The following is a 14,571-nucleotide window of genomic DNA, read 5'->3' on the forward strand; positions in this document are numbered from 1 at the left end:
GTCGCGATGAAATTTACAGCAGAACAAATAGCGGGAATTTTAGAAGGAGAAGTTGTTGGGAATCCCAATGCAGAAGTTTCTAGGCTTTCTAAGATAGAGGAGGGCGAGGAAGGATCGCTTACTTTTTTGGCTAATCCCAAATATATCAATTACATATATACTACAAAAGCAAGCGTTACAATTGTTAACGACAGCTTTATACCTGAGCAGGAAATTACTACAACTTTAATAAAAGTAGAAGATGCTTATGCTTCTTTCTCTAAACTTTTACACTTTTACAATCAAGTAAAATTGAATAAGAGCGGAATTGAAGCGAACTCTTTTATGACAGAAGGAACTAAATATGGTGAAAATCTATATTTGGGAAGCTTTAGTTATATAGGACAAAATGTTGTTTTAGGTAATAATGTAAAAATTTACCCAAACAGTTTTATTGGTGACAATGTAGTTATTGGTGACAATGTATGTATTTTTGCAGGCGCAAAAATATATTCGGAGACAGTAATTGGAAACAATTGTACAATTCATTCAGGTACTATAATAGGTGCAGATGGTTTTGGTTTTGTGCCAAATGAAGAAGGAGTTTATAGTAAAGTACCGCAAATTGGTAATGTTATTATTGAAGATAATGTTGACATTGGTGCTAATACTACGATCGACAGAGCAACTCTGGGTTCTACAATTATTAGACAAGGAGTTAAATTAGACAATCAAATTCAGATCGCTCATAATGTAGAGATTGGTAAAAATACTGTGATTGCTGCTCAAAGCGGTGTTGCAGGTTCTACTAAAATTGGCGAAAACTGTATGATTGGCGGGCAGGTTGGTATAGCAGGCCACTTAATAATAGGAAACAATGTTAGGCTTCAGGCACAGTCTGGGGTTGCTAGAAACATTAAAGACGATGAAATTCTGCAAGGAACACCGTCACTTGGATATACAGATTTTAATAAATCGTATGTTCATTTTAAGAACTTTCCTAAGATTGTTGCCGAACTGGAAGAATTAAAAAAACAAATAATAAACCCAAAAAATGGAAATAATGGTTAAACAGAAGACCATCAAAAATGAAATTTCACTAACAGGAGTTGGATTACACACTGGAAAAGAAGTTACAATGACTTTTAAACCAGCTCCAATTAATAACGGTTTCACTTTTGTCAGAGTTGATTTGCAAGGTCAGCCAGTCATTGAGGCTGATGCTAATTATGTTGTTAATACACAAAGAGGTACTAACTTAGAAAAATTAGGTGTTAAGATACAGACTCCAGAACACGTTTTAGCTGCATTAGTTGGCTGCGATTTGGACAATATTATTATTGAATTAAATGCCTCTGAACTTCCTATCATGGATGGTTCATCAATATATTTTGTTGAAGCAATTGAAAAAGCTGGAATCGAAGAACAAGATGCCAGTCGTAATGTTTATGTTGTAAAAGAAGTTATCTCATTTACTGATGAAGCAACTGGAAGTGAAATTCTGGTAATGCCAAGTGATGACTATCAAGTAACAACTATGGTGGATTTTGGTACAAAAGTACTAGGAACACAGAATGCTACACTAAAAAGCATAGCTGACTTTAAAAATGAAATTGCTAATTCAAGAACTTTCAGTTTTTTACATGAATTAGAGTCATTATTAGAGCACGGATTAATTAAAGGCGGTGATTTAAATAATGCAATTGTATATGTAGATAAAGAAATTTCTGAAACTACAATGGCTAATTTAAAGAAAGCTTTTGGTAAAGATGAGATTTCTGTTAAGCCAAATGGTGTTTTAGATAATCTGACTTTACATTATCCAAACGAAGCTGCTAGACACAAACTACTTGATGTTATTGGTGATTTATCTCTTATTGGAGTTCGTATTCAAGGAAAAATCATTGCAAATAAACCAGGTCACTATGTGAATACTCAGTTTGCTAAAAAATTGGCAAAAATCATTAAAATCGAACAGAGAAATCATGTTCCAGTTTATGATTTAAACCAAGAGCCATTAATGGATATCCATAAAATCATGGCAATGCTTCCTCACAGACCTCCATTTTTATTGATCGACAGAATTATTGAAATGTCTGATCGTCATGTTGTTGGTTTGAAGAATGTTACTATGAATGAAAATTTCTTCGTAGGTCACTTTCCTGAAGCTCCAGTAATGCCGGGTGTTTTAATTGTTGAAGCAATGGCGCAAACAGGAGGAATTTTAGTATTAAGTACAGTTCCAGACCCTGAAAACTATTTAACATATTTCATGAAAATTGACAATGTTAAGTTCAAGCACAAAGTATTGCCGGGTGATACATTAATTTTCAAATGTGAGCTTATTTCTCCTATCAGAAGAGGAATCTGCCATATGCAGGCAAATGCTTATGCAAACGGAAAATTAGTTACTGAGGCAGAATTAATGGCACAAATCGCAAGAAAACAATAATAAATTAATCAATTTTATTGTTTAGGTTTACTGCCCCAAATTAGATTATTTTAATTTAAAATATAAAACATAGATGAATCAACCATTAGCATATGTTCATCCTGGCGCTAAAATCGCTAAAAACGTTGTAATTGAGCCTTTTACAACAATTCACAATAATGTTGTTATTGGTGATGGTACTTGGATTGGTTCAAATGTAACCATCATGGAAGGTGCCCGTATTGGTAAAAATTGCAATATTTTTCCTGGTGCTGTAATTTCAGCTGTGCCGCAGGATTTAAAATTTGGCGGCGAAGATTCTCTTGCTATTATTGGAGATAATTGTACAATTAGAGAGTGCGTTACTATCAATAGAGGTACAGTTGCTTCAGGACAAACTATTCTTGGAAACAATTGTTTAGTAATGGCTTATGCTCATATTGCGCACGATTGCGAAATTGGTAACAATGCAATTATTGTAAATGGAGTTGCTTTAGCAGGTCACGTAGTCGTTGGTAATCACGCAGTTATTGGCGGTTTGGCTGCTATTCATCAATTTATTCATATTGGAGATCATGCTATGATTTCTGGTGGATCATTGGTTAGAAAAGATGTTCCGCCTTACACAAAAGCGGCAAAGGAACCATTATCTTATGTTGGAATTAACTCTGTAGGTTTAAGAAGAAGAGGTTTCAGTACAGATAAAATCAGAGAAATTCAAGAAATTTACAGAATTCTATATCAAAAAAATTACAATACAACACAGGCTTTAAGTATTATTGAAGCCGAAATGGAAGCTACTCCTGAGAGAGATGAAATTCTAGATTTTATTAGAAATTCATCACGAGGAATTATGAAAGGTTATTCAGGAAACTATTAAAAATAAAATTTAATTGTTTATTTGTTTAATCGTTTATTCGAAAACAAATCAACGATTAAACGATTCAACAAAAAATTAAATAAAACAAAGTAAAATGGCATCTACATCAGATATTAGAAACGGATTGTGTATTAAATTTAATCACGATATCTATAAAATCATCGAATTTCTTCACGTAAAACCTGGAAAAGGTCCAGCTTTCGTAAGAACTAAATTAAAAAGTTTAACAACAGGAAAAGTATTAGACAATACATTTTCTGCTGGACATAAGATCGAAGATGTTCGTGTTGAAACACATACTTTTCAGTTTTTATATGCTGAAGGAGATGAGTTTCACTTCATGAATGCTGAAACTTTTGAGCAGATTTCTTTAAACAAGAATATCTTAGATGCTCCAGGATTATTGAAAGAAGGTACAAATGTAATGGTTCAGATTAATACTGAAACTGATTTGCCTTTATCAGTAGATATGCCGGGGTCTGTAATTCTTGAAGTTACTTACGCAGAGCCGGGAGTAAAAGGAAATACAGCTACAAATGCAACTAAATCTGCTACGGTAGAAACTGGTGCGTCAGTAAACGTTCCGTTGTTTATCAACGAAGGAGATAAAATTAAAATTGATACAGCTTCAGGTTCTTACATGGAGCGTGTAAAAGAGTAGTTTATGTATTAGATAATTTGTCAATGAGTCAATTAGAAAATTGATACAGCAAAAGTTGAATAATTTTGTTTTCTAATTGACTCATTTTCTAATTGACACATTCTCTAATTGACAAATTTTCTAATTATAAAATATGAAATTTCCAAAAGTTCACTCTTTAGAAGAAATTGCAAATTTGCTTAACTGCGAATTTATTGGTGATAAAAACTTTCCCGTTTTAGGCATGAACGAAATTCATGTTGTAGAACCAGGAGATATCGTTTTTGTTGACCACCCGAAGTATTATGACAAAGCTTTACAATCTGCCGCGACTATTGTTTTAATTAATAAAAAAGTCGATTGTCCAGAAGGTAAAGCTCTTTTAATTTCTGATGATCCTTTCAGAGATTTTAATACGTTAACCAAACATTTTAGACCTTTTCAAGCGACAACTGTATCGATAGCACTTTCTGCAACTATTGGAGAAGGAACTGTTATTCAGCCTAACTGTTTTATTGGAAACAATGTTACTATTGGTAAAAACTGTTTAATACATCCAAACGTTACCATTTATGATCATACCGTAATTGGAGATAATGTTATGATTCATGCAGGAACTATACTAGGAGCTGATGCTTTTTATTATAAAAAACGTCCTGATGGATTTGATCAGTTAATTTCTGGCGGTAGAGTCGTAATTGAAAATAATGTTGGAATAGGAGCGCTTTGTACAATTGACAAAGGTGTTACTGGAGATACAACTATTGGAGAGGGGACAAAATTGGATAATCAAGTGCATGTTGGACATGACACAGTTATCGGAAAAAAATGTTTAATTGCTTCTCAAACTGGTATTGCCGGCTGTGTAATTATTGAAGATGAAGTTACTATTTGGGGACAAGTAGGTACAACAAGCGGAATCACAATTGGAGCAAAAGCGGTTGTAATGGGGCAGACAGGTGTTACGAAATCAGTAGAAGGAGGTAAGTCTTACTTTGGAACACCAATTGAAGAATCAAGAGAAAAGTTAAAACAATTAGCCAATATCAAAAAGATTCCTGAAATTCTAACTAAATTGAAGTAATATGTCTATAAAAGAGTTTGTTCAAAAATTTTATAAGTCGGATGCCTTAATTGATAGTGAAATTCTTAAAACGTATCTCCATCCTGAAGTTATTTTAGAGTGGAATAGCAGTAAAGGATATATTGAGATGAATCATGACTCAATGCTGGAAATGGCCAATGAGCTAAGTCGAGCTTATGTTCGTTCAAAAGTACGTATCAGCCATATTATTGCTGAAGAAGATTTAGTTTCAGTACGTTATTCTCACTATGTAAAAACAATTGAGAATCCTCGTGAAGAGATGCTGCTTGCGCATTTTTCTGCATTTTGGCAGATAAAAGATGACAAACTTTATAGAGGTTATCAGATGAGTCAATTTTCTTAATATTTTTTTGACAATAAAAGAGGCAAAATACATTACAAAACCTTATTTTTGCAACACAATTTTAAAAACTACATAAAATATATATCATGAGTGTTTTAGTTAATAAAGATTCCAAAATAATTGTTCAAGGATTTACAGGGAGCGAAGGAACTTTCCACGCTTCTCAAATGATTGAGTACGGTACTAATGTTGTTGGTGGTGTTACTCCAGGAAAAGGAGGAACGAGCCATTTAGATCGTCCAGTTTTTAATACAGTAAAAGACGCTGTTGATCAAGCTGGTGCTGATACATCTATCATTTTTGTACCGCCTGCTTTTGCTGCAGATGCAATTATGGAAGCTGCTGACGCTGGAATTAAAGTAATTATTGCTATTACAGAAGGAATTCCTGTAGCAGATATGATTAAAGCAAATAATTATGTTAAAGAAAGAAATTCTAGATTAATTGGACCAAACTGCCCAGGAGTTATTACTCCAGGTGAAGCTAAAGTTGGTATTATGCCAGGTTTCGTTTTCAAAAAAGGTACAGTTGGAATTGTTTCTAAATCAGGAACTTTAACTTACGAAGCTGCTGACCAAGTTGTAAAACAAGGTTTAGGAATTACTACAGCTATCGGAATTGGTGGAGATCCAATCATTGGAACTACAACTAAAGAAGCTGTTGAATTATTAATGAATGATCCAGAAACTGAAGTAATCATTATGATTGGTGAAATTGGAGGTCAATTAGAAGCTGATGCTGCAAGATGGGTAAAAGCTGATGGTAACCGTAAGCCAGTTATTGGTTTTATCGCTGGAGAAACTGCTCCTGCTGGTAGAACAATGGGTCACGCAGGTGCTATTGTTGGTGGTTCTGATGATACAGCTGCTGCTAAAAAACAAATTATGAAAGACAACGGTATTTATGTTGTTGATTCACCAGCTGAAATTGGTAAAAAAGTAAAAGAAGTACTTGGATAATCTTCAAGTTATTTAAAATAACAAATTCCAAAAAAGTCTCAATATTTTGTTGAGACTTTTTTACATTTTTAAAATGTTGGAATATAAATTAAAAACTTAGCAACTTTGTGTCTCAGTATCTTAGGAGCTTAAAAATAAAAAACGATGAGTAAAGAATTAGAAAAGTTTAAATCAAGTAATAGTTTTACTTTTACTGTAAATGATAGTTTAGAGGAAGTTTGTAATGCTCCTGAAGGAAGTGCTGGGATTTTTGTAGTTTACGAAATTGATGGAGATGCAAAAGAACTAATCATGGCAGGTTCTACTGGAACTGTGCAAAATGACGGAACTCTTAAAAGCAAAAGCGGAGGATTATACGATAAAATTGTAAATGGACACCAGTTTGCAAAAACTGGAAGAAAATACTCTTGGCCGGCGCAAATGAAATTAGAGAATATCTCTGTTCTTGAAGTAGTTTGGTATGAAACTTTTAATGCAGATGTAAAAGCAATTCCAACTGCTGTTGAAGGACAAGTTTTACAAAATTTCTTAGATGAAAACGGAAAATTACCAAGATGGAATGTTGCTTTCTAAAAGCTGTTTCTTAATGTAAATTACCAAAGCCTTACTTTTAGTAAGGCTTTTTTATTGAGTTGATGTAAAATTATTTGAGTAGTTTAAATCTTACTTTTTATTGTTTTAAAAGAATGAATATTTTTTTAACATTTATTTAAGAACGCTGACACAGTCTAAGTTAAGGGCAGTTTCTGTATTAAGAAACTGCTTCGTTTTTGTAAAATAATTGGTTTTAAATATTTGCTTTTATATATTTAGCGAGCAAAATAAAATTATAATGTTAAAATAATGTGTTCTCTGCATTAATAAAAATGTCTTCTTGTTTAGATAATAATTGCTAATTATGAAAACCCGAATCTTACCAGTCAATTCTATTGATGACAATACACTTTGGAATGATTTAAAAATAGGTGATGAAAAATCATTTTCACTTCTGTTTGAAAGACACTACAGCGATTTGGTGAGTTACGGGAACTCGCTGTCTCCATATGCGGAAAAAGTTCAGGATTGTGTGCAAGATGTATTTACAGATATTTGGCTTTATAGAAATTCATTGCAAGGTTCTGTTGTAGTAAAAGCTTATTTACTATCAAGTGTAAGAAAGAGAATTGCTCGATTGTATGAACGTGATCATATTTTTAGAAAAACAGCAAGCACAGATGCTGTCGAGTTTTTATTAGAATTTGCTGTCGATAATGAACTTTTGGATGATGATTATGCAACAAAAGAGAAAGTAGTTCATTTGAATAAATTGCTAAACGAATTACCTCCAAGACAAAAGGAAGCGCTTTATCTGCGTTACCATCAAGGACTTAGTGTTGAGCAAATCGCCGAAATGCTGGATATTAATTATCAATCTGCAAATAATTTGCTGCACCGCGCTTTACTTACTCTTCGTAAAGAATGGAAGGGCAGTTTAACTATTATTACAATGCTGTTTTCAAGCACTTTTTAAATTAAGTAAAAAAAAATAAAAAAAAATCACAATTTAGTGAGTATATAATAAGAAAGCTGTCCTCTATGTTTTTGTAACCTTATTTTTAGATGCAAAAACGTAACACATATACCGAAATAGAAGATTTTTTATCTGATGAATCATTCCAATCCTGGATTCTGTTTAAAATAGATCAAGATGGATGGGAGGAATGGACTTTAGAAAGTCAACAGAGAGCAAAATTAGTAGAAGATGCTAGATTAATGCTTCTTTCTATGAAAGTTCCCGAAAGTGAACTTACAAAATCTGATATTCACAGAGCGTTACAAGATACTTGGATAAAAATTCGTGAGAAAGAATCTCAAAACGCACAGCAAGATTCAAAAACTACTTTTTTTAGAAGATATCTTCTTTCAGGAATTGCGGCATCTTTTCTTTTATGTCTGATGTCAGTTTGGTGTTACAACCATTATTTTACTTCCGAAAGTAAAATAGTTACTTACAAAGAACTTATCGATGATAATAATGAAGGTTTGGTCGAGCAGACTAATAATTCTAATAAACCACAAATTATTACATTATCAGACGGCAGCTCTGTTTTACTGCAGCCAAATAGTAAATTAAGTTACCCTAAAATCTTTACTGGAAACGAAAGAAAGGTGTATTTATCCGGCGAAGGTTTCTTTGAAATTAGTAAAAATCCTCTTAAGCCTTTTTACGTTTATGCGAACGAGATTATCACAAAAGTTGTTGGAACTAGTTTTAGAGTTAAAGCTTATTCTGATCAGCCTGATGTTGAAATTCTTGTTCGTACCGGTAAAGTTAAGGTAAAGTCGAACGATATGATTTCTAAGTCAGATCAACAAGAGATTGTACTGCTTCCAAATCAAGCTTTACGATTTTTACGTAATGATCTAAAATTTAATAAAATAACAGATATTACTCAAGATGTAGTACTTGCAAAAAGTGTTGGTAATATTGAACAATTAAGTTTCGAATTTAACGACATTCCAGTTTCTCAAATTTTTGAAACAATCGAACAAGCTTATTTAATTGATATTGATTATCCAAAAGATAAATTAAAAGATTGTCATTTAACCACTTCATTGAGCGATCAGCCTTTAACCGAAAAATTAAAAATTGTTTGTAAAAGCATTGGGAATAGTACAAGTTTTGAAATGAACGGAAATCAGATAATTATAACATCCCAAGGCTGTAATTAATCTTTAATGCAACTGTAATTGCATTTAAATGTTTTGTCACTAATTGTAACTTTTTCGATGTAAAAACTTTCAGTTATGAAATTAATTGTAGTTTATTTCATATTTAAAAATATAAGCCAAAAAACCAAAAACTAAACCAACCAAAAAAAATGAAACTGCCTATGTGAAAAAGAATGTTGTAAAAAAAAGTGCCGTGATGCTGTAACACCACGACACTTATTAAATTGAATTTTCTCTCTGTAAAGAGTAATTCATTCGTTTCTTAGAATACACTCGAATAAGTATTAATCAAAACAAATCAAAATTATGAAAAAACCAGTTGTTAAACAACGATTACTCTATAGAATCATGAAAATAACACTATTTCAGTTTGTCTTAGCACTTGTGTTTTCAAGCTTTGCTATGGCAAATAATGTAAATGGGCAAAAGAAATTAGACACAAAAGTTACAATTACAGTTGAGAATTTGACTCTTGATAGTGCTTTGTCTAAAATCGAAAAGTCAGCACATGTAAAATTTTCGTATAATTCAAGACTTCCTCAATTGAGCCGAAAGGTTAGCATTGAGGCAAATCAAGAGACTTTATCTAGTATTCTTAGTCGAATATTAGTGCCTTTTAATATTGCATTTTCAGAAGTGAGCAATCAAATTATCTTGCAAAAAACGACAAGCGAAGATCCGTTTGCAAGTGCAGATAATCATGATTCACTTTTTGAAGTATTAACTGCAGGACCAATTATCAAAGGAAAAGTAACTGATGCCAGCGGAAGCCCTCTTCCTGGTGCAACAGTAATGGTAAAAGGAACAAAAACTGCTGTATTAACAGATTTTGATGGTAATTTCTCTATCGAGATGCCTTCAAACTCAGATAAACTTGTTATTTCTTATGTTGGTATGGAAACCAGAGAAATTGGTATCTCTAATACTACACCAACAATTGTTCTTAGTGAATTAGGACAAAACCTAAAAGAAGTTGTAGTAACTACAGGTTACGAAAAAACATCAAAAAGAACCTTTACAGGGGCGATCAGCAAAATTTCTGGTGCTGAATTGAAAGTTGATGGTGTTGTTGACGTAAGCAGAATGATCGAAGGAAAAGCCGCTGGGGTTACAGTACAAAATGTTACAGGAACTTTTGGTACTGCACCTAAAATTACAGTGCGTGGATCATCTTCTATTTTTGGGGATACTAAACCACTATGGGTAATTGATGGTGTTGTTCAGGAAGATATTATCAATTTATCATTCGCGGATTTAGCTTCAGGAAATTCTGAAACATTGTTAAGTTCGTCAGTTGCGGGATTAAATGCAAATGACATTCAAAGTATTGAAATTCTTAAAGATGCATCTGCAACTTCTATCTATGGTTCTAGATCATTAAACGGTGTTGTTGTTGTAACTACAAAACAAGGACGTAGAGATTCTCCGTTAAAAGTAAGCTATGGTTTAGAGCAAACAGTAAGAGCAGTACCAAACTACAGCCAATATGATATTTTGAATTCTCAAGAGTCAATGAGTATTTTTAAAGAAATGGAGTCTAAAGGCTATTTAGATCTTCCTTCAACTGTAAATGGAAGATATGGCGGAGCTTACAATATTTTAGGGCGTGCTATAAATACTTATATTCCTGAAACTGGTGGGTATTTAGTAAATAATGATCCGGTTAGTCGTAACAATTTTTTAAAGAAATATGAATTAGCCAATACAGATTGGTTTAATGTGCTTTTCAGACCATCGATCACTCAAAATCATTCCTTAAGTTTTTCTGGAGGAGGTAAAAATAATACATTTTATGCCTCTTTAGGATATTATACAGATCCGGGATGGACTATCGCTGATGATGTAAAACAGATTTCAAGTAACATCAAAGGTACATTTTATGTAAATGACAGATTAAACATTACACTTTCGACTCTTGCATCTATTCGTGATCAAGGTGCGCCAGGTAGTTATGAAAGCGAAAAAGATGTTGTTTTTGGAAAAGTGACACGTGATTTTGATATTAACCCATTCAACTATGTATTAAATACAAGTAGAACTCTAAGACCATACGATGAGAACAGAGAACTGGAGTATTACAGAAACAACTGGGCAAAGATGAACATCATCAATGAGTTAAAGAATAACTATATGGAAATTGAAGTAAAAGACATTCGTTTCCAATTAGATTTAGATTATAAAATTAATCCGCATTTAACATATAACTTAACAGGTTCTGCTCGTTATGCAAACACAAGCCGTGAGCATAAAATTTTAGAAGGTTCAAATGTAGTAGGAGCTTATAAAGCTGGTACTCCAGATGGTGAAGACGGTGTTAATACATTGGTTAGAGATCAAAATATCTTTTTGTATCAAGATCCTAATGATTTAACAGCTCCAAAAGTTTCAGTTTTGCCAAATGGAGGTTTCCTAAGAAAGTTTACAAATGATTTAACTTCTTACAACTTAAGAAACAGTGTTAATTACAGAAATACATTCAATGAAAAACACGAATTAGAAGGTTTGTTTGGAACAGAAATGAGAGTTGTAGACAGAACGAGTGATAATTTTACAGCTGCAGGTTTACAATACGACAGAGGTTTAACGGCATTTACAGATCCAAGAATAATCGAAAAAATAATCAACGGAGGAGATTCGTATTATGGCTTCAATGAAGAAAAAGAAAGAACAGTAGGTTTCTTTGGAAAAGTTGGTTATACATACGATCGTCGTTACACAGCTTCTGTAACAGGTCGTTATGACGGATCTAACAGACAAGGAAACAGTGATTCGTCAAGATGGCTTCCGACTTATACTTTTAGTGGAAAATGGAATGTTGCTGAAGAAAAGTTTATGAAAAATGTTGAATCGGTAAACACTTTAGCGCTTAGAGCATCTTATGGTTTAACAGCTACTGCTGGCCCGGCAACGAACTCATTGGCAATCTACAAAAGCTTTATCACAGATCGTTTTCTTCTTGATGACAGGGAATCTGGAATTAGAATTGATGAATTGCAAAATGGTGACCTAACTTGGGAAAAACAATTTGAAACCAATATTGGGGTTGATCTTGGAATGTTTAACAATAGATTACAGCTTACAACAGATGTTTATCGTCGTCAAGCATTTGATTTAGTAGATTATGTGATTACTTCAGGAATTGGAGGTCAAAGAGTTAGACAAGGAAATAATGCTGATATGGAAACGGAAGGTTTAGAGATTGGTGTAACTGGAAAAATTCTAAGCTCTCCAAGTTTTAATTGGTCTTCTACAGTTAATTTCTCTGTGTTTACACAGAAAATTACAAGACTGCAAAATACTCCAACTGCTTTTGATTTAGTTGATCCGAATGGAGGAAATACACTTAGTCATCCAAGAAACTCAATCTATTCTTATCAGTTTACAGGATTAAATAACCAAGGTTTGCCAACGTTTATCCTGCAAGATGGTGCAGAGAATAATATTACGGGAGCTAATTTTCAAGACAATATAGATGTAACGAAATATTTAAAATATGAAGGTTCAATTGAACCGAATAAATCAATAGGATGGGCTAATACATTTACTTATAAAAATTGGTCATTATATGTATTTTTTGTAGGCTCAGGAGGAAATAAAGTTCGTTTAAATCCTATTTATGATAGTGCTTATGACGATTTAACTGTTTTTACTAAAGATTTTACAAATCGTTGGATAAATCCAGGGGATGAAAATCATACTAATGTTCCAGTAATTGCTGACAAGCGTTTGAATGCAAATTATGACGGAGAACGTACCCTTGCAAGAGCTTATAATACTTATAATTACTCTGATGTTCGAATTGCTGATGGTGATTTTGTGAGATTAAAAAATATCTCTTTGAGCTGGGAGTTTCCTAAAGATTTTAAAAGAAAATTAGGACTTAGCACTTTTACGTTAAAAGGTTCTGCTGTTAACCCATGGTTGATTTATTCTGATAAAAGATTAAACGGCCAAGATCCTGAGTTTCGTAATTCTGGAGGAGTTGCATTACCAGTAACATCTCAATACACATTTACTTTAAATCTTTCATTATAATAGTCAAAAACATGAAAAACTTAAAAATAACACTATCCCTATTAATACTTATTTGTATTACTGGCTGTGATGATTTTCTTTCAGAAAAACCAGATAACAGAACTGAAATAAACACGCCCGAAAAAATATCAGAATTGCTAGTTGAAGCTTATCCTCAAATGAGTTATTTTGAGATTGCGGAAACTATGTCGGATAACGTTTTTGACAGCGGACTTCCAGAAACACTGAGAAAAAATGAGGAAAACTATAACTGGGAAATTCAAACAGAAACAACAGATATTGATACTCAAGCTTACTATTGGGATGCTTGCTATAGAGCTATTGCACATGCAAATAAAGCTTTACAAGCAATTGATGAATTAGGAAACACAGCAAATTTAAAACCGCAAAAAGGAGAAGCATTAATAGCAAGAGCTTATTCTCATTTTATGTTAGTTTCACTTTGGGCCAAACGTTATAATCCAGCTACAGCGGCTACAGATTTAGGAGTTCCTTATGTGACAAAACCAGAAACAGAATTAGTGACTAAATACAAAAGAAATACAGTTGCTGAAGTTTTTGATTTTATCGAGAAAGATCTTGAAGAAGGTTTAAAATATGTAACAAACAATTACAAAGAGCCTAGATTTCATTTTAATATAAATGCTTCAAAAGCTTTCGCCAGCAGATTTTATTTGGTAAAAGGAAACTGGGACAGAGTAATCGAATTATCCAATGACTTAGGTTCAAAACCAATTGGTAAACTTAGAGATTATTCAGCTTACAAATCTTTAGGTGTAGAAGATCAGCAGTTAAAATATTCAAGCAGTGCTGCCGAAACAAATTTATTGATCGTTTCTGCAAATACAATTGTAAGCAGAGTATATCATTTAAATCGTTTTAACCTATCAGGTGCACGTCAGCCAGAAGTTTTTGGCCCGACTACAAATCTTTTTGGAAAACCATATTATTACAACCTATATTCATCAAACAGCAGTATAACTTTATTTGTGCCTAAATTTTATGAGTATTTCAAATATTCAAATGTAACTGCAGCAATTGGAGATCCATTTGTCGCCGAAGTTTTATTAAGCAATGATGAATTCTTCTTAAACAGAATTGAAGCTCACGTAATGAAAGGGCAAACTGCTTTGGCAAACGATGAATTAGAATATTTCTTGGCAACAAGAACACCAACCTATGCACCAACAGATAAATTAACGGAAGCAAAAGTGGTGGCTAAATTTCCAGTGGTTGCAAATGAATATACACCTTTCTATACAATGACACCAGTACAGACATCGTACATAAAAGCAATTGCAGAAACAAGAAGAAGAGATTTTATACACGAAGGACTTAGATGGTTTGATATCAAACGTTTTAATATTGTTGTAAAACACGAAACGGCAAACAAACCAGTAAATACATTAGCTAAAGATGACAACCGAAGAGCTTTGCAAATTCCATTGCATGCATCAAGTACGGGCGTTGAATTGAATCCTAGATAA

The 14,571-nt window shown here is 33.0% G+C and carries 12 protein-coding genes; all 12 read left to right on the plus strand.

Annotated features, from left to right (window positions below; all coding sequences use genetic code 11):
• The first annotated feature begins 6 nt into the window (after positions 1–6).
• The 12 genes from lpxD (at position 7) to NLG42_RS15635 (ending at position 14,571) form a co-directional block, all read left to right on the plus strand.
• Entirely contained in the window at positions 7–1,050 is a 1,044-nt protein-coding gene (lpxD, locus tag NLG42_RS15580) for a UDP-3-O-(3-hydroxymyristoyl)glucosamine N-acyltransferase (RefSeq protein ID WP_089056769.1), read from the plus strand.
• Entirely contained in the window at positions 1,043–2,431 is a 1,389-nt protein-coding gene (locus NLG42_RS15585) for a bifunctional UDP-3-O-[3-hydroxymyristoyl] N-acetylglucosamine deacetylase/3-hydroxyacyl-ACP dehydratase (RefSeq protein ID WP_089055598.1), read from the plus strand. Before lpxD ends, NLG42_RS15585 begins: the two co-directional genes overlap by 8 nt.
• Before the next feature lie 73 nt (positions 2,432–2,504).
• Positions 2,505–3,290: an acyl-ACP--UDP-N-acetylglucosamine O-acyltransferase gene (lpxA, locus tag NLG42_RS15590; protein WP_089055487.1), complete on the plus strand. Its 786-nt coding sequence runs from the start codon at positions 2,505–2,507 to the stop codon at positions 3,288–3,290.
• 94 nt (positions 3,291–3,384) lie between these two features.
• Complete coding sequence (gene efp, locus NLG42_RS15595) at positions 3,385–3,951, plus strand: elongation factor P (protein ID WP_089055486.1); 567 nt, start codon at positions 3,385–3,387, stop codon at positions 3,949–3,951.
• Between the two features lie 133 nt (positions 3,952–4,084).
• A complete protein-coding gene (locus NLG42_RS15600) occupies positions 4,085–5,014 on the plus strand; it encodes a UDP-3-O-(3-hydroxymyristoyl)glucosamine N-acyltransferase (RefSeq protein WP_089056770.1) in 930 nt (309 codons plus the stop codon).
• Position 5,015: 1 nt separating this feature from the next.
• On the plus strand, positions 5,016–5,378 hold the full coding sequence (locus tag NLG42_RS15605; protein ID WP_089055484.1) for a nuclear transport factor 2 family protein: 363 nt from the start codon (positions 5,016–5,018) through the stop codon (positions 5,376–5,378).
• A gap of 86 nt (positions 5,379–5,464) precedes the next feature.
• On the plus strand, positions 5,465–6,337 hold the full coding sequence (sucD, locus tag NLG42_RS15610; protein WP_089055483.1) for a succinate--CoA ligase subunit alpha: 873 nt from the start codon (positions 5,465–5,467) through the stop codon (positions 6,335–6,337).
• Positions 6,338–6,481: 144 nt separating this feature from the next.
• Positions 6,482–6,910, plus strand: coding sequence for a hypothetical protein (locus NLG42_RS15615; RefSeq protein WP_089056771.1), 429 nt, complete (start codon positions 6,482–6,484; stop codon positions 6,908–6,910).
• 325 nt (positions 6,911–7,235) lie between these two features.
• Positions 7,236–7,847, plus strand: coding sequence for an RNA polymerase sigma factor (locus tag NLG42_RS15620; protein WP_257681506.1), 612 nt, complete (start codon positions 7,236–7,238; stop codon positions 7,845–7,847).
• 89 nt (positions 7,848–7,936) lie between these two features.
• Positions 7,937–9,049 (plus strand): FecR family protein, encoded by a 1,113-nt coding sequence (locus NLG42_RS15625; protein ID WP_257681507.1) that lies wholly within the window; start codon positions 7,937–7,939, stop codon positions 9,047–9,049.
• Positions 9,050–9,355: 306 nt separating this feature from the next.
• Positions 9,356–13,084: a SusC/RagA family TonB-linked outer membrane protein gene (locus NLG42_RS15630; RefSeq protein WP_257681508.1), complete on the plus strand. Its 3,729-nt coding sequence runs from the start codon at positions 9,356–9,358 to the stop codon at positions 13,082–13,084.
• Positions 13,085–13,095: 11 nt separating this feature from the next.
• Complete coding sequence (locus NLG42_RS15635; RefSeq protein WP_089059755.1) at positions 13,096–14,571, plus strand: RagB/SusD family nutrient uptake outer membrane protein; 1,476 nt, start codon at positions 13,096–13,098, stop codon at positions 14,569–14,571.

This window comes from Flavobacterium plurextorum (genome assembly GCF_024638035.1).
GTDB lineage: Bacteria > Bacteroidota > Bacteroidia > Flavobacteriales > Flavobacteriaceae > Flavobacterium > Flavobacterium plurextorum.